This window comes from Streptomyces sp. NPDC051133 (assembly GCF_040682635.1).
In the GTDB taxonomy this organism is placed as follows: Bacteria; Actinomycetota; Actinomycetes; order Streptomycetales; family Streptomycetaceae; genus Streptomyces.
Genome location: NZ_JBFBBK010000022.1, coordinates 118,618 through 141,839 on the forward strand (window position 1 = coordinate 118,618; position 23,222 = coordinate 141,839).

At 71.4% G+C, this 23,222-nt stretch carries 22 protein-coding genes; 9 read left to right on the top strand and 13 right to left on the bottom strand.

Annotated elements, in window-relative coordinates; genetic code table 11:
• Positions 1 to 16: 16 nt before the first annotated feature.
• From hisF to hisD, 8 genes are read right to left on the bottom strand one after another with little or no spacing between them, the layout of a single operon-like run.
• A complete protein-coding gene (hisF, locus tag AB0N17_RS23275) occupies positions 17 to 772 on the bottom strand; it encodes an imidazole glycerol phosphate synthase subunit HisF (RefSeq protein WP_366013341.1) in 756 nt (251 codons plus the stop codon).
• Between the two features lie 6 nt (positions 773 to 778).
• A complete protein-coding gene (locus tag AB0N17_RS23280) occupies positions 779 to 1,174 on the bottom strand; it encodes a RidA family protein (RefSeq protein ID WP_366013342.1) in 396 nt (131 codons plus the stop codon).
• Between the two features lie 16 nt (positions 1,175 to 1,190).
• Complete coding sequence (gene priA / locus AB0N17_RS23285; RefSeq protein WP_366013343.1) at positions 1,191 to 1,913, bottom strand: bifunctional 1-(5-phosphoribosyl)-5-((5-phosphoribosylamino)methylideneamino)imidazole-4-carboxamide isomerase/phosphoribosylanthranilate isomerase PriA; 723 nt, start codon at positions 1,911 to 1,913, stop codon at positions 1,191 to 1,193.
• Positions 1,914 to 1,916: 3 nt separating this feature from the next.
• Positions 1,917 to 2,567: an imidazole glycerol phosphate synthase subunit HisH gene (gene hisH / locus AB0N17_RS23290; RefSeq protein ID WP_366013344.1), complete on the bottom strand. Its 651-nt coding sequence runs from the start codon at positions 2,565 to 2,567 to the stop codon at positions 1,917 to 1,919.
• Complete coding sequence (locus AB0N17_RS23295) at positions 2,558 to 2,722, bottom strand: hypothetical protein (protein ID WP_366013345.1); 165 nt, start codon at positions 2,720 to 2,722, stop codon at positions 2,558 to 2,560. Before AB0N17_RS23295 ends, hisH begins: the two co-directional genes overlap by 10 nt.
• The gene (gene hisB, locus AB0N17_RS23300; RefSeq protein WP_365579311.1) at positions 2,719 to 3,312 is read right to left on the bottom strand and encodes an imidazoleglycerol-phosphate dehydratase HisB; all 594 of its coding nucleotides are present in this window, start codon (positions 3,310 to 3,312) and stop codon (positions 2,719 to 2,721) included. Before hisB ends, AB0N17_RS23295 begins: the two co-directional genes overlap by 4 nt.
• Entirely contained in the window at positions 3,309 to 4,415 is a 1,107-nt protein-coding gene (locus tag AB0N17_RS23305) for a histidinol-phosphate transaminase (protein ID WP_366013346.1), read from the bottom strand. Before AB0N17_RS23305 ends, hisB begins: the two co-directional genes overlap by 4 nt.
• Positions 4,412 to 5,737, bottom strand: a complete 1,326-nt coding sequence (gene hisD / locus AB0N17_RS23310; RefSeq protein ID WP_366013347.1) for a histidinol dehydrogenase — start codon at positions 5,735 to 5,737, stop codon at positions 4,412 to 4,414. Before hisD ends, AB0N17_RS23305 begins: the two co-directional genes overlap by 4 nt.
• Positions 5,738 to 5,909: 172 nt before the next feature.
• Here hisD and AB0N17_RS23315 point away from each other — a divergent pair, with 172 nt between their 5' ends.
• The 4 genes from AB0N17_RS23315 (at position 5,910) to ybaK (ending at position 9,983) form a co-directional block, all read left to right on the top strand.
• On the top strand, positions 5,910 to 7,487 hold the full coding sequence (locus AB0N17_RS23315) for an oxidoreductase (protein WP_366013348.1): 1,578 nt from the start codon (positions 5,910 to 5,912) through the stop codon (positions 7,485 to 7,487).
• A 138-nt stretch (positions 7,488 to 7,625) separates the two neighbouring features.
• Complete coding sequence (locus AB0N17_RS23320) at positions 7,626 to 8,711, top strand: hypothetical protein (protein WP_366013349.1); 1,086 nt, start codon at positions 7,626 to 7,628, stop codon at positions 8,709 to 8,711.
• A gap of 11 nt (positions 8,712 to 8,722) precedes the next feature.
• Positions 8,723 to 9,463 carry an LON peptidase substrate-binding domain-containing protein gene (locus tag AB0N17_RS23325; RefSeq protein ID WP_366013350.1) on the top strand — a complete coding sequence of 247 codons (741 nt, stop codon included), beginning with the start codon at positions 8,723 to 8,725 and terminating at the stop codon, positions 9,461 to 9,463.
• 16 nt (positions 9,464 to 9,479) lie between these two features.
• Positions 9,480 to 9,983: a Cys-tRNA(Pro) deacylase gene (ybaK, locus tag AB0N17_RS23330; protein WP_366013351.1), complete on the top strand. Its 504-nt coding sequence runs from the start codon at positions 9,480 to 9,482 to the stop codon at positions 9,981 to 9,983.
• 339 nt (positions 9,984 to 10,322) lie between these two features.
• Here ybaK and AB0N17_RS23335 read toward each other — a convergent pair whose 3' ends face one another.
• The 4 genes from AB0N17_RS23335 to AB0N17_RS23350 form a co-directional block, all read right to left on the bottom strand.
• Positions 10,323 to 10,964 (bottom strand): AAA family ATPase, encoded by a 642-nt coding sequence (locus AB0N17_RS23335; protein WP_366013352.1) that lies wholly within the window; start codon positions 10,962 to 10,964, stop codon positions 10,323 to 10,325.
• Positions 10,965 to 10,998: 34 nt separating this feature from the next.
• Complete coding sequence (locus AB0N17_RS23340) at positions 10,999 to 11,820, bottom strand: ABC transporter permease (protein ID WP_366013354.1); 822 nt, start codon at positions 11,818 to 11,820, stop codon at positions 10,999 to 11,001.
• Positions 11,821 to 11,896: 76 nt separating this feature from the next.
• Complete coding sequence (locus AB0N17_RS23345; protein ID WP_366013355.1) at positions 11,897 to 12,910, bottom strand: ABC transporter ATP-binding protein; 1,014 nt, start codon at positions 12,908 to 12,910, stop codon at positions 11,897 to 11,899.
• 73 nt (positions 12,911 to 12,983) lie between these two features.
• On the bottom strand, positions 12,984 to 14,198 hold the full coding sequence (locus tag AB0N17_RS23350; RefSeq protein ID WP_366013356.1) for an NYN domain-containing protein: 1,215 nt from the start codon (positions 14,196 to 14,198) through the stop codon (positions 12,984 to 12,986).
• A gap of 225 nt (positions 14,199 to 14,423) precedes the next feature.
• Here AB0N17_RS23350 and AB0N17_RS23355 point away from each other — a divergent pair, with 225 nt between their 5' ends.
• Positions 14,424 to 14,597, top strand: coding sequence for a hypothetical protein (locus AB0N17_RS23355; RefSeq protein ID WP_366013357.1), 174 nt, complete (start codon positions 14,424 to 14,426; stop codon positions 14,595 to 14,597).
• A 91-nt stretch (positions 14,598 to 14,688) separates the two neighbouring features.
• On the opposite strand, the gene dnaE is transcribed toward AB0N17_RS23355, so the two are convergent.
• On the bottom strand, positions 14,689 to 18,228 hold the full coding sequence (dnaE, locus tag AB0N17_RS23360; RefSeq protein ID WP_366013358.1) for a DNA polymerase III subunit alpha: 3,540 nt from the start codon (positions 18,226 to 18,228) through the stop codon (positions 14,689 to 14,691).
• A gap of 170 nt (positions 18,229 to 18,398) precedes the next feature.
• Between dnaE and AB0N17_RS23365 the strand changes: the two genes are divergently transcribed.
• From AB0N17_RS23365 to AB0N17_RS23380, 4 genes are all read left to right on the top strand, one after another.
• Complete coding sequence (locus AB0N17_RS23365) at positions 18,399 to 19,724, top strand: DUF2252 domain-containing protein (protein WP_366013359.1); 1,326 nt, start codon at positions 18,399 to 18,401, stop codon at positions 19,722 to 19,724.
• 67 nt (positions 19,725 to 19,791) lie between these two features.
• Positions 19,792 to 20,481 (top strand): hypothetical protein, encoded by a 690-nt coding sequence (locus tag AB0N17_RS23370; protein WP_366013380.1) that lies wholly within the window; start codon positions 19,792 to 19,794, stop codon positions 20,479 to 20,481.
• 80 nt (positions 20,482 to 20,561) lie between these two features.
• Positions 20,562 to 21,374 (top strand): DsbA family protein, encoded by an 813-nt coding sequence (locus tag AB0N17_RS23375; RefSeq protein WP_366013360.1) that lies wholly within the window; start codon positions 20,562 to 20,564, stop codon positions 21,372 to 21,374.
• A 92-nt stretch (positions 21,375 to 21,466) separates the two neighbouring features.
• The gene (locus tag AB0N17_RS23380) at positions 21,467 to 23,137 is read left to right on the top strand and encodes an alkaline phosphatase D family protein (protein WP_366013361.1); all 1,671 of its coding nucleotides are present in this window, start codon (positions 21,467 to 21,469) and stop codon (positions 23,135 to 23,137) included.
• Positions 23,138 to 23,222 lie beyond the last annotated feature (85 nt).

A 23,222-nucleotide genomic window follows, 5' to 3' on the forward strand; every position in this document is an offset into this window, starting at 1 on the left:
CTCTCCGGGAGGTGCGTCAGCGCACCGGGTGGCCCGCCTCGCGCAGGGTCTGCTTGACCTCGCCGATGCGCAGGTCGCCGAAGTGGAAGACCGAGGCGGCCAGGACCGCGTCCGCGCCGGCGGCGATCGCCGGGGGGAAGTCGGGCAGCTTGCCCGCGCCGCCCGAGGCGATCACGGGGACCGTCACGTGCTTGCGGACGGCGGCGATCATCTCCAGGTCGTAGCCGTCCTTGGTGCCGTCCGCGTCCATGGAGTTCAGCAGGATCTCGCCCGCGCCCAGCTCGGCCGCCCGGTGCGCCCACTCCACGGCGTCGATGCCGGTGCCGCGCCGGCCGCCGTGCGTGGTCACCTCGAAGGAGCCCGACCCGGTGCGGCGGGCGTCCACCGACAGGACCAGCACCTGGCGCCCGAAGCGCTCGGCGATCTCGCGGATCAGCTCGGGGCGGGCGATCGCCGCGGTGTTCACCCCCACCTTGTCGGCGCCCGCCCGCAGCAGCTTGTCCACGTCCTCGGCCGTACGGACGCCGCCGCCGACCGTCAGCGGGATGAACACCTGCTCGGCGGTGCGGCGCACCACGTCGTACGTCGTCTCCCGGTTGCCCGAGGACGCGGTGATGTCCAGGAACGTCAGCTCGTCGGCGCCCTCGGCGTCGTACACCTTCGCCATCTCGACGGGGTCGCCCGCGTCGCGCAGGTTCTGGAAGTTGACGCCCTTGACGACCCGGCCGTTGTCCACGTCCAGGCAGGGGATGACTCGGACCGCCAGGGTCATGACTGCTCAGGCTCCTCTGAATGCTTCAAGTTCTACTTCGACCAGGATGCGCGGATCGACGAACCCCTCCACGACCAGCAGGGTCGAGACCGGGCGCACAGAGTCGAAGATCTCCTTGTGGGCCCGGCCCACCGCGTCCACGTCCCGCACATGGGTCAGATACATCCGGGTACGGATCACGGCCCCGATGCCGAGCCCGAACTCGCCGATCGCCTCGACGGCGCCGGTGAAGGCCACCTTGGCCTGCTCGTACGGGTCGCCCTCGCCGTAGAGCACATCGCCACGGAAGGCCGTCGTCCCCGCCACCAGCACACGGTCGCCCGCCGCGACGGCGCGCGCGAAACCGAAACTCTCCTCCCAGGGACTTTCGCTCTGCACGCGCCGCACGGCATCGGACGTCATGACACTGTGTCCGTGTTCAAGATGTAGCCTCCAAGGCCTCTTCCAGGGTGAACGCCTTCGCGTACAGGGCCTTCCCGACGATGGAGCCCTCGACACCGAGGGGTACCAGCTCGGCGATGGCACGGAGGTCGTCCAGGGACGACACGCCGCCGGAGGCCACGACCGGGCGGTCGGTGGCCGCGCACACGTTCCGCAGCAGCTCCAGGTTCGGACCCTGCAGGGTGCCGTCCTTGGCGATGTCGGTGACGACGTAGCGGGCGCAGCCCTCCTTGTCGAGGCGCGCCAGCGTCTCGTAGAGGTCGCCGCCGTCGCGGGTCCAGCCGCGCCCGCGCAGGGTGGTGCCGCGCACGTCCAGACCGACGGCGATCTTGTCGCCGTGCTCGGCGATGACCTTGGCGACCCACTCGGGGGTCTCCAGCGCGGCGGTGCCGAGGTTGACCCGGGTGCAGCCGGTGGCGAGGGCCGCGGCGAGGGTGTCGTCGTCGCGGATGCCGCCGGACAGCTCCACCTTGATGTCCATCGCCTGGGCGACCTCGGCGATCAGCTCCCGGTTGTCGCCCGTGCCGAAGGCGGCGTCCAGGTCGACCAGGTGCAGCCACTCGGCACCGGAACGCTGCCAGGCGAGGGCCGCCTCCAGCGGGGAGCCGTAGGACGTCTCGGTCCCGGACTCGCCGTGCACGAGGCGTACGGCCTGGCCGTCGCGGACGTCGACGGCGGGGAGGAGTTCGAGCTTGGCCATGGTCTACAGGCTTCCGATCCAGTTGGTGAGGAGCTGGGCGCCGGCGTCGCCGGACTTCTCGGGGTGGAACTGGGTGGCCCACAGGGCGCCGTTCTCCACGGCGGCCACGAAGGGCTCGCCGTGCGTCGACCAGGTCACCCTGGGGGCGGCGATCAACGGGTTGTGGCTCTCCAGGGTCCAGTCGTGGACGGCGTAGGAGTGCACGAAGTAGAAGCGGGCGTCGGCGTCGAGGCCGGCGAACAGCTCCGAGTCGGCGGGGGCCTCGACGGTGTTCCAGCCCATGTGCGGCACGACGTCGGCCTGGAGCGGCGCCACCGTGCCGGGCCACTCGTCGAGGCCCTCGGCCTCCACGCCGTGCTCGATGCCGCGCGCGAACAGGATCTGCATGCCGACGCAGATGCCCATCACCGGGCGTCCGCCGGACAGCCGGCGGTCGACGACCCAGTCACCACGGGCGTCGCGCAGGCCCCGCATGCAGGCGGCGAAGGCGCCGACGCCCGGCACGAGCAGGCCGTCGGCGTTCATCGCCTTGTCGAAGTCGCGCGTGATCTCGACATCGGCACCCACGCGCGCGAGGGCACGCTCGGCGGAGCGGACGTTGCCGAAGCCGTAGTCGAAGACGACGACCTTCTTCGCGGCAGGGCTCAATTCCACACCTCCAGCCGCATGACGCCCGCGACGAGGCACAGGCCCGCGCCGATCGAGAGCAGCACGATGAGGCTCGCGGGCATCTTCTGCTTCACGAAGGAGACGATGCCGCCGACCAGGAACAGACCGACGACGATCAGCAGGGTGGAGAGGCTGGTCACAGGGCGCCCTTCGTGGAGGGAAGAATGCCGGCCGCGCGCGGGTCGCGCTCGGAGGCGTAACGGAGCGCCCGGGCCAGCGCCTTGAACTGGCACTCCACGATGTGGTGCGCGTTGCGCCCGTACGGCACGTGCACGTGCAGCGCGATCTGCGCCTGGGCGACGAAGGACTCCAGGATGTGCCGGGTCATCGTCGTGTCGTACTCGCCGATCATCGGCGCCATGTTCTCGGGCTCGGTGTGCACGAGGTAGGGGCGGCCGGAGAGGTCGACGGTGACCTGGGCGAGGGACTCGTCCAGCGGGACCGTGCAGTTGCCGAAGCGGTAGATGCCCACCTTGTCGCCGAGCGCCTGCTTGAAGGCGGCGCCGAGCGCGAGGGCGGTGTCCTCGATGGTGTGGTGGGAGTCGATGTGCAGGTCGCCGTCGGTCTTCACGGTCAGGTCGAACAGACCGTGCCGGCCGAGCTGGTCGAGCATGTGGTCGTAGAAGCCGACACCGGTGGCGATGTCGGTCCGCCCGGTGCCGTCGAGATCGATCTCGACCAGTACCGAGGTCTCCTTCGTGGTGCGCTCTGTGCGTCCTACGCGGCTCATGCCTCAAGCTCCTTCTTCACTTCACGGACCGCGTCGAGGAACGCGTCGTTCTCCTCCGGGGTGCCGGCGGACACCCGCAGCCACCCCGGAACGCCGTTGTCCCGGACCAGGACGCCCCGGTCGAGGATCTTCTGCCAGGCGGTGTGGGCGTCCGCGAACCGGCCGAACTGCACGAAGTTCGCGTCGGACTCGGTGACGTCGTAGCCGGTCGCGCGCAGTTCGGCGACCAGCCGGTCCCGTTCGGCCTTCAGCTGCTCGACGTACCCGAGCAGCGTGTCGGTGTGCTCCAGGGCGGCCAGCGCGGTCGCCTGGGTGATCGCCGACAGGTGGTACGGCAGCCGGACGAGCTGGACGGCGTCCACGACCGCCGGGTCGGCGGCGAGGTAGCCGAGGCGCAGGCCCGCCGCGCCGAACGCCTTCGACATCGTGCGGGAGATCACCAGGTGCGGGCGGCCCGCCAGCAGCGGCAGCAGCGAGTCGCCGTGGCTGAACTCGACGTAGGCCTCGTCCACGACCACCATGGACGGCTTCGCCGCCTGCGCGGCCTCGTACAGGGCGAGGACCGTCTCCGGCGGGACCGCGTTGCCGGTGGGGTTGTTGGGGGTGGTGATGAAGACGACGTCCGGCCGGTGCTCGGCGATGGCCCGCTCGGCCGCCGCGAGGTCGATGGTGAAGTCCTCGCCGCGCGGACCGGAGATCCACCCCGTGCCCGTGCCGCGCGCGATGAGCGCGTGCATCGAGTACGACGGCTCGAAGCCGATCGCGGTACGGCCCGGTCCGCCGAAGGTCTGCAGCAGCTGCTGGATGACCTCGTTGGAGCCGTTGGCGGCCCACACGTTCTCGATGCCGAGCGGGTACTTGCCGGTCTTCGTCAGGTACGCGGCCAGCTCGGTGCGCAGCTGGACCGCGTCCCGGTCGGGGTAGCGGTTCAGGTCGCGGGCGGCCTCCCGCACGCGCTCCGTGATCCGCTCGACCAGCGGCTCGGGCAGCGGGTAGGGGTTCTCGTTCGTGTTCAGCCGTACGGGCACGTCCAGCTGGGGCGCGCCGTAGGGGGACTTGCCGCGCAGCTCGTCCCGTACGGGGAGATCGTCGATGCCGGTCACTTGCTCGTCGGAACCTTCCACCCGAAACGTGCCTTGATCGCCGCGCCGTGCGCCGGCAGGTCCTCCGCCTCCGCCAGCGTCACCACGTGGTGCGCGACCTCGGCCAGCGCGTCCTTCGTGTAGTCGACGATGTGGATCCCGCGCAGGAAGGACTGCACGGACAGGCCCGAGGAGTGGCAGGCGCAGCCGCCGGTGGGCAGGACGTGGTTGGACCCGGCCGCGTAGTCGCCGAGCGAGACGGGGGCCCAGGGGCCGATGAAGATGGCGCCCGCGTTCCTCACCCGGTCCGCCACGGCCGCCGCGTCGGCGGTCTGGATCTCCAGGTGCTCGGCGCCGTACGCGTCGACGACCCGCAGGCCCTCCTCGACGCCGTCGACCAGCACGATCGCGGACTGCCGGCCCTTGAGCGCGGGCACGATCCGGTCCTCGATGTGCTTGGTGGCCGTGACCTGCGGCTCCAGCTCCTTCTCCACCGCTTCCGCGAGCTCGACCGAGTCGGTGACGAGGACGGCCGCCGCGAGCGGGTCGTGCTCGGCCTGGCTGATCAGGTCCGAGGCCACGTGCACCGGGTCGGCGGTGGAGTCCGCGAGGATCGCGATCTCGGTCGGGCCGGCCTCGGCGTCGATGCCGATCCTGCCGGTGAAGAAGCGCTTGGCGGCGGCGACCCAGATGTTGCCGGGGCCGGTGACCATGTTGGCGGGCGGGCAGGACTCGGTGCCGTAGGCGAACATCGCGACGGCGGTGGCGCCGCCGGCCGCGTAGACCTCGTCGACGCCGAGCAGCGCGCAGGCGGCGAGGATCGTCGGGTGCGGGAGCCCGCCGAACTCGGCCTGCGGCGGGGAGGCGAGCGCGATCGACTCGACCCCGGCCTCCTGGGCCGGCACCGCGTTCATGATCACGGACGAGGGGTAGACGGACCTGCCGCCCGGCGCGTACAGCCCGACGCGGTCGACCGGAACCCACTTCTCGGTCACCGAGCCGCCGGGCACCACCTGGGTGGTGTGCGTGCCGCGGCGCTGCTCGCGGTGGACCAGGCGGGCGCGGCGGATGGACTCCTCCAGCGCGGCGCGCACGGCCGGGTCGAGGGCCTCCAGCGCGTCGGTGAGCGCCCGGGCCGGGACACGGACGGATTCCAGCCGTACTCCGTCGAATTTCTCCGCGAAGTCGATCAGTGCCGCGTCGCCACGATGATGCACGGCCTCGCAGATCGGACGCACCTTCTCCAGGGCGGCCGAGACGTCGAAGTCGGCTCGGGGCAGCAGGTCGCGCAGGGCGAGTCCCTCGGGAAGGGCGTCGCCGCGCAGATCGATTCGGGAAATCACAGTCCCAATTCTCTCAGACCTCCCACGGGAGCCGTCCGCGCGTATCAATGGCTGATACAGAACGTGGCCGGAACCCGGAAGATCGCGTTCACCTCTAGTGTTCCAGCAGTCACTCAGCGGGCATGAACGGCTGTACGAAATGTCCTGAGCAGCGGAGGAAGAAGGAACAGCGGTGACCGAGGGGACCGGCATCCTCACGGGGGACCTGCCGGACGACCTGACCGCGGCCGAGGCGGGCATGTGGCAGGCCTTCCGCAACGGCAGCGTGTACGACCTGAGCAGCGGGGACGCGGCCGTGGACGATCCGCACGGCGGGCACCCCTGGGGTCCGGAGCGGACCGTGCGGGCCCGCATCGTGTGCTGGCTGCTGCTGGACGGGCCGCCCGCGCTCGCCGGCCGGGTGTCCTCGCTGAAGCTCACCGGCGTCCGGATCGCCGGGACGCTGGACCTCGCGGGGGGCACGGTGACGCCGTACGTCGAGCTGCGCGGCTGCCGCTTCGACGAGGAGGTCCGGCTGCCGGAGGCCCGGTTCACCACGGTGCGCCTGGTGGACTGCGCGCTCCCCCGCCTGGAGGCGGCCCGGGTGCACACCGAGGGCGACCTGCATCTGCCGCGCTGCCGCGTCCAGAACGGCGTCCGGCTGACCGACGCGCACATCGGCACCGATCTGCTGCTCAACCAGGCGATCGTGTACCGCGACCGCAGCGGGCGGTCCATCGCGGCGGACGGCATGACCGTGGGCCAGGACCTGCAGGCGGAGATGCTGGAGTCGCACGGCGAGCTGAGCCTGCGCGGCGCGCAGATCGGGGTCTCGCTCAGCCTGCGCGGCGCGCGGCTCGCCAACCCCTACTCCCGTTACGCGCTGAACGCCCCGCAGCTGACGGTCGAACGCACCCTGTACCTGACCCCGGCCGGCGTCGGCAGCCCGCTGCTGAGCGGCACGACGCCCGCGCGCGGCACGCGCATCCAGCGCTTCGCGTCCCGGGGCGGGGTGCGGCTGGACGACGGGCGGTTCGGGGACGCCGTGGACCTGGAGCGGGCCCGGTTCGACCTCACCGACGACCAGGAGCTGTCCCTGCGCCGGGTGCAGACGCCCGAGCTGCGCTTCCTCGGCGACAAGCCGCAGCGCGGCCGGGTGGTGCTGTCCGGCGCGCGGATCGTCAACCTGGTGGACCGGGCGACCAGTTGGCCGGACGCGGGCCGGCTGCACATGGCCGGGTTCGCCTACGAGAACCTGGTGCCGCAGGGCCCCTTCCCGCTCACCCGGCGCTTGGACTGGGTGGCGGCGGCCACCGCCGAGTACGCCCCGGAGCCGTACGAGCGGCTGGCGGCGGTGCTGCGCTCGGCCGGGGAGGACGAGGACGCGCGCGAGACGCTGCTGGCCAAGCAGCGCCGGCGCCGCGAGACGCTGCCGCCGGCCGCCAAGGTGTGGGGGTTCGTGCAGGACTGGACCGTGGCCTACGGCTACCGTCCGGGACGGGCGGCGGTGTGGATGGCGGTGCTGTGGGCGGCGGGCACGCTCGCGTTCGCGCACGCCGCCCACCCTCCGGAGAACCACGACGGGCATCCGTACTGGAGTCCGGCCCTGTTCACCCTGGACGTGCTGCTGCCGGTGATCGACCTGGGCCAGGTGGGCGAGTGGCAGCTGCGCGGCGGCTGGCAGTGGCTGGAGGCGGTGATGGTCCTGCTGGGCTGGATACTGGCGACGACGGTGGCGGCGGGGGCGACGCGCCTGCTGCGGCGGAACTGACCGCCGCCACAGCCGTCAAACTGGCCCCATCGGCCACAAAGGCCACACCCGTGCCTTTACCGGTCCTTGACCGTCCGCCGTACAACTTTCCATGACTTGGCCGAACCCTCTGGCGCAGTCCCGACCAGCGGACTTTCAATGGTCGACACCATGGCTCTGCTGCCCTCGTTCATCCGCCCCACTCGGATGACCAGACGCTCCGCACGCCTCGCCGGCCGGCCGCCGGCCGGGGACGAGGTCGTGCTCGACGCGCCCGACGACCGTCTCTCCCCCGCGCTGGTCGCGGCCGGCCGGGGCGAGTACGACACCGCGGCCGGCCTGCTGGCCGGCACCCGCGCCGCCGCCGCGTGGGAGAACCACGACCGGTACGTCCGGCGCCTGGCCGGCTTCGCCCGCTCACGCCCCGAGTGGTTCGAGGCGTGGCGCGCCGCCGCCCCGGACGATCCCGGCGCCCTGCTGGTCGGGGCGCAGCTGGCGGTGGACCGCGCCTGGCCGTCGCCGGGCCGCACCGAGCTGCTGCGCGAGGCGAGCCCGCTCGTCACCGCCGCCGCCCGCGCCGACGACCGCGACCCGGTGCCCTGGCGGATCGCGCTCGACCACGCGCGCGGCTCCCGGGCCGGGCACCGGTACTTCGAGGAGCTGTGGGAGGCGGCCGTGCGCCGCGCCCCGCACCACTACGGCTGCCATGTGGCCGCCCTGCGCTACCTGGCCGCCTTCTGCTGTGTCGTGTCGGGGGACACCCCGCACACCTCCGACGGCTCGCACCGCGAGTGCTTCGACTTCGCCGAGCGGGCCGCGCAGGACGCCCCGGCCGACTCTCTCGTCCAGGCGCTGCCGGCCCGGGCGGCCTTCGGCTATCTGACCGACGGCTGCGGTCCCGAGGTGCCCCGCGAGCGGCTGCACGCGGCGGCCGACCGGGCGATCGCGCTGTCCGCGCGGTTCCCGGCGGCGGACCCCTGGACCGCCGAGGTCCGCAACAAGCTGCTCTACGTCCTCATGCGGCTGGACCGCTGGGAGGAGGCCCGCACCCAGCTGCGCCTGATCGGCCCGTACGCCACCTCCTTCCCCTGGGACCGGTTCTCGGACGACCCGCTCGGCCACTTCCTCGGTCTGCGCGAGCACCTGCTGGCGGCGGGCCCGCGGCCGGTGCCGGCGGGGCTGGTCCTGGCCCCCGCGGACCCTGTCGGCGAGCACCGCGGACACGTCCGCGCCGGTGACCACTAGGCTGGGGCGTCGTGACCACCGCCCGTCTCCCGCTCTTCCCGCTGAACACGGTGCTGTTCCCGGGACTCGTGCTGCCGCTGAACGTCTTCGAGGAGCGGTATCGCGCCATGATGCGCGAGCTGTTGAAGACCCCGGAGGACGAACCGCGCCGGTTCGCCGTCGTCGCCGTCCGCGACGGCCACGAGGTGGCGCCGAGCGCCCCGGGCATGCCCGATACCACGGCGGAGCCCGAGCGCGGCCCGGCCGCGGGCTTCGGCCCGGATCCCCTCAAGGCCTTCCACCAGGTGGCCTGTGTGGCGGACGCGGCGACGATCCGCGAGCGTGCCGACGGCACGTTCGAGGTACTGGCGACGGGCACGACGCGGGTCCGTCTGGTGTCGGTCGACTCCTCCGGTCCCTTTCTGACGGCGGAGCTGGAGGAGCTGCCGGAGGAGCCCGGCGACGAGGCCGGAGCGCTGGCCGAGGGGGTGCTGCGGTCGTTCCGCCAGTACCAGAAGCGCTTGGCGGGCGCCCGCGAGCGCTCGCTGTCCACGGGCGCGGAGCTGCCGGACGACCCGAGCGTGGTGTCGTACCTGGTGGCCGCGGCGATGGTGCACGACACGCCGACCAAGCAGCGGCTGCTGCAGGCTCCCGACACCGCCTCCCGCCTGCGGGACGAGCTGAAACTGCTTCGCTCCGAGACGGCCATCATCCGTAGTCTGCCGTCGTTGCCCGCGTTCGAGCTGACGCGGACGCCGACGAGTCTGAACTGAGGAACGGGCACCCCTGATGGCGAAGAAGTCGAAGAAGCAGCAGCAGTCCGGGGGCACTCCCGCGACGGTGGCCCTGACCGCCGCGGACGTGGAGTTCACCGTCCACGCCTACGACCACGACCCGAACCACCCCTCCTACGGCGAGGAGGCGGCGGAGGCGATGGGCGTCTCTCCCGACCGCGTGTTCAAGACCCTGGTGGCCGACGTCGACGGCTCCCTGGTGGTCGGCGTGGTCCCGGTGGCGGGCTCGCTGGACCTGAAGGCGCTGGCGGCGGCGGTCGGCGGCAAGCGGGCGGCCATGGCCGACCCGGCCCTCGCCGAGCGCACCACGGGCTACGTCCGGGGCGGGATCTCCCCGCTCGGCCAGCGCAAGAAGCTCCCGACGGTCCTGGACGACTCGGCCGAGGGCCACGCGACGATCTGCGTCTCGGCGGGCCGGCGAGGACTGGAGGTGGAACTGCCCCCGACGGACCTGGCGAAGCTGACGGACGCGGTACTGGCCCCGATCGGCAGAGGCTGAGCCGCCGGCCGGTTTCCCGGTCCATCGGCCTCTCGGTTCCAAGGCTCGTCGGTCTCCCGGATTTCCCGGCCTCCCGGATTTCCCGGCCTCCCGGTTTCGCGGCTTCCCGGATCCCCGGACTGCCGGGCCACCCGGGCTGCCGGTTCCCGGGCCTCCCGGCGGACCTCACAGGCCAGCCGGCCCACCGGTTCCCGGAGCTCCTGGTTTCCCCGACCTCCCGGCTTCACGGCCCCCGGCTTTGCGCCCTCTCGATCTACCGGCTTCGCGGCCTCCCGGTTCCCGGCTTCCCCGGTCCATCGGCCTCTCCGTTCTGCGGGCTCCCCAGCCCGGGGCAGGCGGCTACGGCTGTTGTGGGTATGCCGTTTCGGGGTCTCGGGGGCCGAACAGTGCCGTGAGTCCCAGGTGCACCAGCAACCCGGCGAGCGGCCAGGCCAGCAGGGCGCCCTTCGCCGAGAGCTTCAGGGGTGCCGGGAACGTGACGCCCTTGCCCACGGCCTTCGCGTGCGCCAGCACATCGGACTCCGGTCCGAGCCACACCCCGAGCCGCCACGCCAGCAGGGACCCGAGCAGTCCGCCGACGCCGAGTGCCACCACCAGCGGCACGCCTCCGCGCCGGCGCAACAGGAAGACGGCGACCGCGCTGACGAGACCGAAGGCCAGCGCCAGCAGAGTGAACGTTCCGTCCACCCCGATGGCCTGTTCGCCCTCGCTGTCCTTCAGATAGACGACCCAGCTCTTGTCGACCTCGTCGCCGACCAGCGGCACGTGCGGCGCCAGCCACCACCACAGCAGCCCCAGCAGCACCCCGCTCAGCGCCACGGCCACCGTGATCACGGCGGCCTCTCGCAGTTCGGTCTTCATGCCGGGGCCGTCCTGTTCGTCTGCACCCCCGGCCGGCCCCTGGGCGGGCGGCGGAGCCTGCCAGACCTGGTGCGAGGAGTCGTCGTGCGGTGGCGTCGGTGGCGTCAGCGGTGCGGTCACCCTGCCATCGTGCCAGGTCGCACCGTGCGGCGCGTCACCGGACGGCGGCCCTGCGGTACGCCCAGGTCGCCACGGCCAGCGAGATGACTCCGACACCGGCACACACCCCCAGGTCAACGAGAACGACGGCCCAGTCCGGGTGTGCCCCGAACGTCCGGGCGTACGCCTCCACGCCGTAGGTCGAGGGCAGCAGGTCCCGGGCCAGCCGGACGATCTCCGGCATCCGGTCGGCCGGCAGCACACCGAGCAGCAGCGCCGCCGACATGCCCAGCTGCCCGAGCAGCGTGGCCAGTTCCTGCCGCGGCGCGAGCAGACCGAAGGCGGCGCCGAGCCCGGACAGCGCGGCCCCGGCGAGCGGGATGACGGCCAGCAGGACCCACAGGTTGGACAGCGGCAGCCCGAACAGCACGCATCCGAAGACGGCGGTCACCAGGGTGCCCGGCACGGTGAAGGAGGCGTACGCCGCCGCCGCGCCCAGCACCACCGCGGCCGGCGGCACCGGCAGCGTGGCGTAGTGGTCGAGCCCGCCGCTGGCCCGCAGCTGCCCGAAGTACTGCGAGAGCAGGTTCAGCGCCACGTACGCCACGACCAGCACCGAGGAGCCCGCCACCACCGACTGGGCCTCGGAGCCGCTGTCGACGACACCGCGCATCATCACGGCGATGCCGACGGACTGGAAGGTGGCCACGAACAGCAGCGGGATACGGGCCACCCGGGCCCGGGACAGCTGCGCCCGGTACACGGCCGTCAGCGACGGCCACAGCCGCGCGGGCGGACCGAGTTCGGCCGCGCCCCGTGCCGGCTCCGGCACGGCCGGGGCACCGCCCGGCAGAACCTCCGCGGGTACGACACTCACGTCGAGCTGCTCCTCTTCCCTGCGGCGGTCATGTGGACCGGCACACCCACCCATACGCATCGCCCGGCCGCCGCGCTCACGTCTTCACCAGCCCCTGCCGGGCCGCGCCGCCGAGCGCGAGGTAGACGTCCTCCAGACTGGGCGTGGCGAGCGTGAAGTCGTCGAGGGCGGCGAAGGCGGCCCCGCCGGTCACGGTGGCGACGGCGGCGCGGGCCTCCTCGGGGGCGAGCCGCAGGGTCCAGCGCCGGCCGGACTCCACGGCGCGCTCGCGCAGGCCGGCGACCTCGGGCACCTCCAGCGGCGCCCGCTCCCGCCACACCAGCTCCACCCGCACCTCGCCGGCGACCTGTTCCTTCAGCCCGGCCGGGGTGTCGCAGGCGATGACCCGGCCCTGGTCGAGGACGGCGACCCGGTCCAGCACGGTCTCCGCCTCGATGACGTTGTGGGTGACCAGCAGCACCGTCGTACCGCGCTCGGCCCGCCGCCGGTCCACGGCGGCCCACACCGCGCGCCGGGCCACCGGGTCCATGCCGGTGGTCGGCTCGTCCAGCACGAGCAGCGGGCGCTCGCCGACGAGCGCGGCGGCGAAGCAGGCGAGCCTGCGCTGCCCGCCGGACAGCTTCTTCAGCGCCCGCCCCGCGATCGGGGTGAGGCCCAGCTCCTCGAGCACGGCGTCCCGCTCGGCCCGCGCGCGCGTCACGTCCAGGCCGCGCAGGCGTCCGGTGGTCTCGGCGGCGAGGGAGACGGTCAGCTCGTCCAGGGCGGAGGACTCCTGGCCCAGGTAGGCGAGGATCCGCGCGGCCCGCTCGGGGTGCCGCACGATGTCGTGGCCGAGGATCTCGACGCTGCCCGTGTCCGGCCGCAGCAGCCCGGTCAGCTGCCGTACGAGGGTGGACTTGCCGGCGCCGTTCGGGCCGAGCAGCCCGAAGATCTCGCCGCGCCGCACGTCCAGCTCGACCGCGTCGGTGGCCCGTACCTCGGGGGTGCCGGGCGCCCCGCGCCTGCTCCGGACGGCCGGGTAGGTCTTGCCGAGCCCGCGCACGCGTACGACCGCGTCATGCCGAAGTGCCTGTGCCGCGCGCGTACTCACAAGGGACGAGGGTACGGGGTCGGGGCCCTTTACTCGCCTTTGGGGCCACTTCCGTACGGGACCGGTGAAGGGATCACTCTCCGGTACTCGCGTGCTCGGCGGCGGCCGGAACGTCGACCTCCCGCCAGAACCCCGCCCGGATGGCGTAACGGTCGTGCTCGTCGATCTGGTCGTCCTTGTGGGCCAGCAGTCCGAACCGGGCCGCGTAGCGCAGCAGCTCCCCGTCGATCCGGTGCGGGATGCGCGGGTACAGCTGGGACAGCTTCTGCAGATTGTTCTGCTCGCCGAGCCGGGACATCCAGCGGCGGGCGAAGACCTGCCCGACCTCGTACGGGTCGCCGCCGACGGTGGTGATGTCCTCCTCGCGGTCGGCCCACCGCTGCTCGGCCGTGGTGAGCTGGGCCAGCGTCGGCATGGCGGCCACGTCGGGCGGCTCGGTGACCACGCCCGGCCGGTCCACCCAGCCCTTGTCGGAGGACCAGCGCAGGGTCGCGGTGGCGGGGTGCTGGGCGGACTGGGTGCCGGGTGCGCGCAGTGCGGCGAGGTCCTTGGGGGTGGGGACGCCCTTGGGGGCGGGGACCCGCTCCTGGGCACCGTTCTCGGCGGCGCCGGCCGTCGGCGCGACCGGTTCGGCGGGCCGCTCCGACGCCGAGCCGAGCGAGGACTCGGGCAGCGGCGCGGAGAGGATCGCGGCGATCTCGGGGCGGGGCGCGGGCGGCGGCGCGCAGACGCCGGTCAGCTCCTTGGCGCGGACGGCCTGGGTGATCCAGGCGCGGTCGAGGACGCGCCGCTCGTCGGCCTCGGCGACCAGGTCCTCGGACTGGTTGTAGTCGCCGTCGGCGGCCTGGACGGCCCAGAGGTGGACGGCGACGCCGTGCTCCTTGGCGGCCATCATGCCGGGCAGCAGATCGCCGTCGCCGGTGACCAGGACGATGTCGGAGCAGGCGCGGTTGCGGGCCAGCTCGGTCAGCTCGGCGTGCATGGCGGCGTCCACGCCCTTCTGCGCCCAGCGTCCGTCGCTGCGGGTGAGGGCGCCGAGCCGGACGGTGACCCGGGGCATCACGCGCAGCCGACGATGCTCCGGCTGGGGGACCCGGTCGGGGGCGCCGTCGAACCAGTAGATGCGCAGCAGGGGGCGCTCGGTCTCCGACTCCGCGCGGTCGCGCAGCGCCTGGATCAGCGCGGTGTGATCGACGGTGATCCGGGACCGCGAGGGCTCGCCGGCGAGGAGGCTGGCGGCGGCACCCAGCAGATACCCGGCGTCCACCAGGACGATGCAGCGGTCCACGCGACTCACCCTCTTCCCGGGAGGCTTTGCTTCGGACTTCCTTCGAGTCTGCCCGACCGCGCGGGGGTTAACGGCCCGAACTCGATCTTCGGCGTGGCGTTTGCGGGTCCCGCTCGCCCACCACCCCTGTCACACACGGTAATTGTCCGACATGCGCCTGATGTCAGCATATGTGAATCTGGTCGCGGCCCTGGCCCCTAGATCCCCCTCAGGAGGCAGATCACCATGGCCAAGAACAAGAACCGCAAGCAGGGTGGCCCGCAGAACCGCGCTTCGCAGGCCGAGCAGGCACACGAGCGCGCCCCGCGTCCGTCGGAGGAGCACGAGCCTTCGATGCACGCTCCGGGCAACCCCTCGGATGTTGCTCGTAAGAAGCAGAAGAGCTTCGGCCACAACTAAAGGGCATGTGAAGCCCGTCAAGGGCAGTTGAAGCCCAGGCACACAGGAGGGGCGCACCCGTCACGGGTGCGCCCCTTCGCGCACGGCCGGCTCAGCCGGCCAGGCAGGACGGGCCGAGCAGCACCTTCAGGTCGCCGAAGAGCGCCGGATCGGGCTTGACCCGGTGCCGGTCCAGGCGCAGCACGGTGGTCTTGCGCGGGCCCTGGAGCTTGATCCGGACCTCGCTGTCGCCCTTGTGGTGGCTGAGGATCTCGCCGAGCCGGCTGACCATGGGCGGAGTGACCCTGGTGGCCGGGATGGTGAGGATCACGGGCGCGTTGGTGCCCGCGTTGGACAGGTCCGGGACCATCAGCTCCATGGCGACGAGCCGGGGCACGTCCTCGCGCTTGTCGAGCCGCCCCTTGACGAACACCACGGCGTCCTCGACGAGTTGGGTCGACACCAGCTGGTAGGTCGCCGGGAAGAACATGCACTCGATGGAGCCCGCGAGGTCCTCGACGGTGGCGATCGCCCAGGCGTTGCCCTGCTTGGTCATCTTGCGCTGCAGGCCCGAGATGATGCCGCCGATGGTGACGACCGCGCCGTCCGCGTGCTCACCGCCGGTGAGCTGGGCGATGCCCGCGTCGGCCTTGTCGGACAGCACGTGCTCCAGGCCGAAGAGCGGGTGGTCGGAGACGTACAGACCGAGCATCTCCCGCTCCTGGGCGAGCAGATAGGTCTTGTCCCACTCCTCGTCGGTGAACTGCACGTCGAGCCCGAAGCCCGGCTCGCTGCTGGTCTCCTCGCCCATGCCGCCGAACAGGTCGAACTGGCCCTCGGCCTCCTTGCGCTTGACCGCGACCACGTTGTCGATCATCGGCTCGTACTGCGCCGTGAGCCCCTTGCGGGTGTGGCCCATGGTGTCGAAGGCGCCGGCCTTGATCAGCGACTCCGTGGTGCGCTTGTTGCAGGCGACCGCGTCGACCTTGTCGAGGTAGTCGGGGAAGGAGGCGTACTTGCCCTTCGCCTTGCGGCTCTTGATGATCGACTCGACCACGTTGGTGCCGACGTTGCGCACGGCTTCGAGGCCGAAGAGGATCACGTCGTCGCCCTGGGCGGCGAAGTTGTGCACCGACTCGTTGACGTTCGGCGGGAGCACCTTGATGCCCATGCGGCGGCACTCGTTGAGGTAGATCGCCGACTTGTCCTTGTCGTCCTTCACGGAGGTCAGGAGCGCGGCCATGTACTCGGCGGGGTAGTTCGCCTTGAGGTACGCCGTCCAGTACGAGACCAGGCCGTACGCGGCGGAGTGCGCCTTGTTGAAGGCGTAGCCGGCGAACGGGACCAGCACGTCCCACAGTGCCTGGATGGCCTCGTCGCTGTACCCCTTCTTGCGCGCGCCCTCCTGGAAGAGCACGAAGTTCTTCGCCAGTTCCTCGGGCTTCTTCTTGCCCATCACACGGCGCAGGATGTCGGCCTCGCCGAGCGAGTAGCCCGCGATGATCTGGGCGGCCTTCTGCACCTGCTCCTGGTAGACGATCAGGCCGTAGGTGACGGCGAGGACCTCTTCCAGGGGCTCTTCCAGCTCCTTGTGGATCGGGGTGATCTCCTGGAGCTTGTTCTTGCGCAGCGCGTAGTTGGTGTGCGAGTCCATGCCCATCGGGCCGGGACGGTAGAGCGCGGAGACGGCGGAGATGTCCTCGAAGTTGTCCGGCTTCATCAGCCGCAGCAGGGACCGCATGGGGCCGCCGTCGAACTGGAAGACGCCGAGGGTGTCGCCGCGCTGGAGCAGCTCGAAGGTCGTGGGGTCGTCGAGCGGCAGGGACAGCAGGTCGATGTCGAGGCCCTTGTTGGCCTTCACCATCTTGACCGCGTCGTCCATGATCGTGAGGTTGCGCAGGCCCAGGAAGTCCATCTTCAGCAGGCCGAGCGACTCACAGCTCGGGTAGTCCCACTGGGTGATGGTCACGCCGTCGGTGTGCCGGACCCAGACCGGGACGTGCTCGGTGATGGTCTCGCTGGACATGATCACGCCGGCGGCGTGCACGCCCATCTGCCGGACCAGGCCCTCGACGCCCTTGGCGGTGTCGATGACCTTCTTCACGTCCGGCTCGTTCTCGTACATCCCGCGGATCTCGCCCGCCTCGCCGTAGCGCGGGTGCGAGGGGTCGGTGATGCCGTTCAGGTCGATGCCCTTGCCGAGGACGTCGGCGGGCATCGCCTTGGTGAGCCGGTCGCCCATGGCGTACGGATAGCCCAGCACGCGCGCGGAGTCCTTGATCGCGTTCTTGGCCTTGATCTTGCCGTAGGTGCCGATCATGGCGACCTTGTCGGCGCCGTACTTCTCGGTCACGTACCGGATCACCTCGACGCGCCGGCGCTCGTCGAAGTCGATGTCGACATCGGGCATGGAGACGCGCTCGGGGTTGAGGAACCGCTCGAAGATCAGGCCGTGCGGGATCGGGTCGAGGTCGGTGATGCCCATGGCGTAGGCGACGATCGAGCCGGCCGCGGAGCCTCGGCCGGGGCCGACCGCGATGCCGTTGTTCTTGGCCCACATGATGAAGTCGGCGACCACGAGGAAGTAGCCCGGGAACCCCATCTGGATGATGACGTCCATCTCGTAGTCGGCCTGCTTCTGGCGGTCCTCGGGGACGCCGCCGGGGAAGCGGCGCTCCATGCCGCGGCGGACCTCCTCCTTGAACCAGGTCACCTCGGTGTAGCCGTCGGGGATGTCGAACTTCGGCATGAGGTTCTTCGCCTCGAACATGCCGGTGGTGTCGACCATCTCGGCGACCAGGAGCGTGTTGGCGCAGCCCTCCTGCCAGGCGTCCGAGGAGTCGATGGCGTACATCTCGTCCGTGGACTTCAGGTAGTAGCCGGTGCCGTCGAACTTGAAGCGGTCCGGGTCGGAGAGGTTCTTGCCGGTCTGGATGCACAGCAGGGCGTCGTGCGCCCCCGCCTCGTGCGCGTACGTGTAGTGCGAGTCGTTGGTGACCAGCGGCGGGATGCCGAGCTTCTTGCCGATCTCCAGCAGGCCGTCACGGACCCGGCGCTCGATCTCGATGCCGTGGTCCATCAGCTCCAGGAAGTACCGGTCCTTGCCGAAGATGTCCTGGTAGTCGGCGGCGGCCTTCAGGGCCTCGTCGAAGTGGCCGAGGCGCAGCCGGGTCTGGACCTCGCCGGAGGGGCAGCCGGTGGAGGCGACGATGCCCTCGGACCACTGGGAGATGGTCTCCTTGTCCATCCGGGGCCACTTCTGCAGCCAGCCCTCGGCGTAGGCGTCGGACGAGAGCCGGAAGAGGTTGTGCAGGCCGGTCCTGTTCACGGCCCACATCGTCTTGTGGGTGTAACCGCCCGAACCGGAGACGTCGTCCCGCTTCTGGTGCGGCTGGCCCCAGAGGATCTTGCGCTTGTTGCGCCGCGACTCGGGGGCGACATACGCCTCGATCCCGATGATCGGGGTGACTCCGGCCTTCTTCGCGGAATGGAAGAAGTCGTACGCCCCGTGGAGGTTGCCGTGGTCGGACATGGCGATGTGCGTCATGCCCATCTCGTTGCAGGCTTCGAACATGTCCTTGAGCCGCGCGGCACCGTCCAGCAGCGAGTACTGGGTGTGGACGTGCAGGTGCGTGAAGGGCGGCTTTGACACGGTATGGCCTCCAACGGAAACACTGGGCGACGGGGCGGCGGACAGTTCTGGGGTCAGCGTCGAAGTCTATGCCTCGGGACTGACACCCGACGGGCACTCCCACGTACCTTCGTGCGTTGGGTACGGCAGAAACGCTGTCGTACACGAAAAGCACCAGGAGGCACCCCGCGATGCCGGTCCCCCAGCTCAACGACGAGCAGCGCGGCGAGGAGATCCTCGCCGTCTTCGACACCGCCTTCGGCCGGCTCCTGGCCGCCGACCCGGCCGCGTTCCGGGTCAAGTTCCGGAAGATGGCGGCCTCGGCCTTCGCGTTCTACCGGGGTACGGCGTGCCTCTTCTACCACGACCTCGACGCCGAGAAGCGGGGCGGCCCGTACCTGGACGACCGAACCTCGCGCGTGTGGATCCACGGCGACCTGCACGCGGAGAACTTCGGCACGTACATGGACTCCAACGGCCGGCTGGTCTTCAACGTCAACGACTTCGACGAGGCCTACGTCGGCCCGTTCACCTGGGACCTCAAGCGCTTCTCGGCCTCCGTCGCGCTGATCGGGTACGCGAAGGCGCTCAGCGACGAGCAGATCACCGAGCTGGTGACGGTCTACGCGGCCGCCTACCGCGAGCGCGTCCACGCGCTGGCCACGGGCGCCAAGAGCGACGAGGTGCCGCCGTTCACGCTGGACACCGCCGAGGGCCCGCTGCTGGGCGCCCTGCGGGCCGCCCGTTCGCTGACCCGTTTCGAGCTGCTGGAGTCGATGACCGAGATCCGCGACTTCGAGCGCCGCTTCGCGCCGGGCGGCGGCTCCATCGAGCTGGACGCGGCGACCCGCTACAAGGTGCTGGCGGCCTTCGACGGCTATCTGGAGACGCTGCCGGACTCGTCCCTGGCCCGTCCGGACTCCTACCGGGTGAAGGACGTCGTCGGCCGCCGGGGCATCGGCATCGGCTCGGCCGGCCTGCCCTCGTACAACATCCTCCTGGAGGGGCACAGCGACGCCCTGGAGAACGACGTCGTGATCTACATCAAGCAGGCCCAGACCCCGGCCGTCTCCCGGCACATCACGGACCCGGCGATCGCGGGCTACTTCCAGCACGAGGGCCACCGCACGGTGATCTCCCAGCGCGCCCTGCAGGCGCACGCCGACCCGTGGCTGGGCTGGACCGAGCTGGACGGCTCCGGCCAGCTGGTCGCCGAGGTCTCGCCGTACGCGGTCGACCTGGACTGGGGCGACATCGACGACCCGGAGGAGATCGCGGCCGTCGTCGCCGATCTGGGCCGGGCCACCGCCACCATGCACGCGGCTGCGGACGACACCTCCGGGGAGTCCCTGGTGCCGTTCTCCACCGAGCGGGCCATCGACGCGGCCCTCGCGGCCGACGAGGAGGGCTTCGCGCCCCTCCTGGTGGACTTCGCGCACCGCTACGGCGCACGCGCGCGTGCGGACCACCAGATCTTCGTCGACCTGTTCCGCAACGGCCGGATCCCGGGGCTGTGACCTTCACGTCTCACAGGCACCCTTTAGGGGTCTCTTAACCGCCTACGTGACAGACTCTCCCTTCACCATGGACATATCCGGGACTCAGCTCAGAACCGTGCGCGCGGTGCTGTTCACGGCCTTCGTCGTGACGCTCAGCACCGCGTCGCACGTGCTGCTGTCCCGGGCCCCGCTGCCGCCGGCGACCGTGGGCGCGGTCGCCGCCGGAGTCTTCGCCACGGCGTACGCGCTGGCGGGCCGCGAGCGCGGCTTCGGCCGGATCGCGGCCCTGCTCGTCCCGCTGGAGCTGGCCGCCGACACGGTGTTCACCACGGGCCAGCACGCCTGCTACGGCCGCGCGGGCGGCCCGGTCGCCGGGCCGCTGCACGCCTTCGGCTTCAAGGTGCTGTGCGAGGGCGGTGCGGTCGGCACACCCCTGGCCCAGGTGACCGGGGCCCACGGCCGGCCCGAGGCGCTGCTCTCGCACGCCAGCCCGGCGGCGGCCTGGGTGCTGCTCGCCGCGCACGTGGGCGTGGGCCTGCTCGCCGCCGCCTGGCTGGGCCGGGGCGAGCGGGCGCTGACCCAGCTGCTGCGCGCGGTCGCCGCCACCACCTTCCGGCCGCTGCAGCTCGCGGCGGCCGTGGTCGCCGGGACGCCGGCCCCGGCCCGCCGGCTGCCGCGCCCGGCCCCGCGCCGCGCCGCCGCCCGCGACCGGCTTCTCGCGCACTCCCTGGGACGGCGTGGACCGCCGTGCTCGCCCGCTCTCGCCGCCGGCTGAGCGGCGAGGCCTGAGCACCTCCGGTCCCCCTCACGTATTCCGCGTACGGCATGTGCGCGTCCCCCATGGAGATCACCCCTATGAGCAAGCGGAACAGTCAGACGGCGAAGACGGCGGCCCGGGAGCGGCTGCGCCAGGAGCGCGAGCGGCAGGCCAAACGCGACAAGACCAAGCGGACAGTCATCGTGGCGGCCTCGGCGGCGGCCGTCCTGGCCGCCGTCTTCGGCATCAGCTACGCGGTCATCCAAATGAACAAGCCCACCGGTTGGGACGCCGCGAAGACCAAGCCTCTGGTCAAGCCGGCCAACACCACCGGGGCGGACGGCACGATCGTCGTCATCGGCAAGAGCACCGCCAAGAAGACCCTCACCATCTACGAGGACCCGCGCTGCCCGGTCTGCGCCGCGTTCGAGCAGAGCGTCGGCCCGACGGTGAAGAAGGACATCGACAACGGCACGTTCAAGCTCCAGTACGTCGGCGCCACCTTCCTCGACAGGAACCTGCCCGGCGTGGGTTCCAAGAACGCGCTCAGCGCGCTCGGCGCCGCGCTCAACGTCAGCCCGGAGGCGTTCCTCGAGTACAAGACGGCGATGTACTCGACGAAGTGGCACCCCGAGGAGACCGACGACAAGTTCAAGGACGACGCCTACCTGCTCAAGATCGCCGACATGGTCCCCGCGCTGAAGGGCAACGCGGCGTTCCAGAAGGCCGTGAAGGACGGCACCTACGACCGGTGGGCGCTGGAGGAGTCGAAGATCTTCGACAAGGACAAGATCCAGGGCACCCCGACCCTGAAGATGGACGGCAAGACGCTGACGGGCGCCGACGGCAAGAACGCGCCGTCGAACCCGGCCGAGTTCAACAAGGCCCTCGACGCGGTCCTCAAGGGCTGACGGCCCCGCACAAGCCGGACCCGGAGTGAAGAGCGGGCGAACTTTCGGAGTTCGCCCGCTCTCGCGCATACCGATCAGTAACCTGATCGGTCGTGACCAGTCGATACAGATCATCCGAGGCACCCAAGGGCCTCGGCGCCCTCTCCCCCCGCCGCCGTTCGGTCGTCAAGGCCGCGGCGGCGACCGCTGTCCTGGCCGGCCCGCTGGCCGCCGCGCTGCCGGCCCGCGCCGCCACGGACGCCCCCGCCTTCCTGCACGGAGTCGCCTCCGGCGACCCGCTGCCCGACGGTGTCCTGCTGTGGACCCGGGTGACCCCGACCCCGGCGGCGATACCCGGCTCCGGGGTCGGCCCGGACACCGAGGTGAGCTGGGTCGTCGCCCGGGACAAGGCGTTCACCAGCATCGTCGCCAAGGGCTCCACCACCGCGACGGCCGCCTCCGACCACACCGTGAAGGCCGACATCCGCGGCCTGGAGCCGGCGACCGACTACTGGTTCCGCTTCTCGGCCGGCGGCACCGACTCCCCGGCGGCGCGCACCCGCACCGCGCCGGCGCAGAACGCGGACGTCAGCGGTCTCCGCTTCGGCGTGGTCTCCTGCGCCAACTGGGAGGGCGGCTACTTCTCCGCCTACCGTCACCTCGCGGCGCGGGGCGACCTGGACGCCTGGCTGCACCTCGGCGACTACATCTACGAGTACAAGTCCGGCGAGTACGCGGCCCGCGGCACGGTCGTACGGCCGCACGCGCCCGCGAACGAGATCATCACGCTCGCCGACTACCGGATCCGGCACGCCAAGTACAAGACCGACCCCGACCTGCAGGCGCTGCACCTGAAGGCACCGGTCATCGCGATCTGGGACGACCACGAGTTCGCCGACAACGCCTGGTCGGGCGGCGCGGTCAACCACACCGAGGGCGCCGAGGGCACCTGGACGGCCCGCAAGGCCGCGGCCAAGCAGGCCTACTTCGAGTGGATGCCGGTGCGCCCGGCCGTCGAGGGCACCACCTACCGGCGGCTGCGCTTCGGCAAGCTGGCCGACCTGTCCCTGCTGGACCTGCGCTCCTTCCGCTCCCAGCAGGCCACCACGGCCAGCGGCTCGGTGGACGACGCGAACCGGACCATCACCGGGCGTGCCCAACTCGACTGGCTGAAGGCCGGGTTGAAGGCCTCCGACACCAAGTGGCGGCTGGTCGGGAACTCGGTGATGATCGCGCCGTTCGTCATCGGCTCCCTCACCGCCGACCTGCTCAAGCCGCTCGCCAAGCTGCTCGGCCTGCCGCAGGACGGCATCGGCATCAACACCGACCAGTGGGACGGCTACACGCACGACCGCCGCGAAGTCCTGGACCACCTGCGCTCGAACGCCATCGGCAACACCGTCTTCCTGACCGGTGACATCCACATGGCGTGGGCCAACGACGTGCCGGTGGACGCGGGCACCTACCCGCTGTCGGCGTCGGCCGCCACCGAGTTCGTGGTGACCTCGGTGACCTCCGACAACCTCGACGACATCGTGAAGGTCCCCGAGGGCACCGTCTCCGCGGTCACCGCGCCCGTCATCGAGGCCGCCAACCGGCACGTCCACTGGGTGGACACCGACCGGCACGGCTACGGCGTCCTGGACATCACCACCGCCCGGGCGCAGATGGACTACTACGTCCTGTCCGACCGCACCGACCCGAACGCGACGTCCAAGTGGGTGCGTTCCTACCGCACCCGCAGCGGCACGCAGAAGGTCGAGCGGACCTACGACCCGGTGTAGCCGCGGTCTCCGGCGCCGGTCGAGGCAACCCGCACCAGGTTTCCTACGTCAGACGGTGTAGGTGACGGTTCGTCACCATGATCCC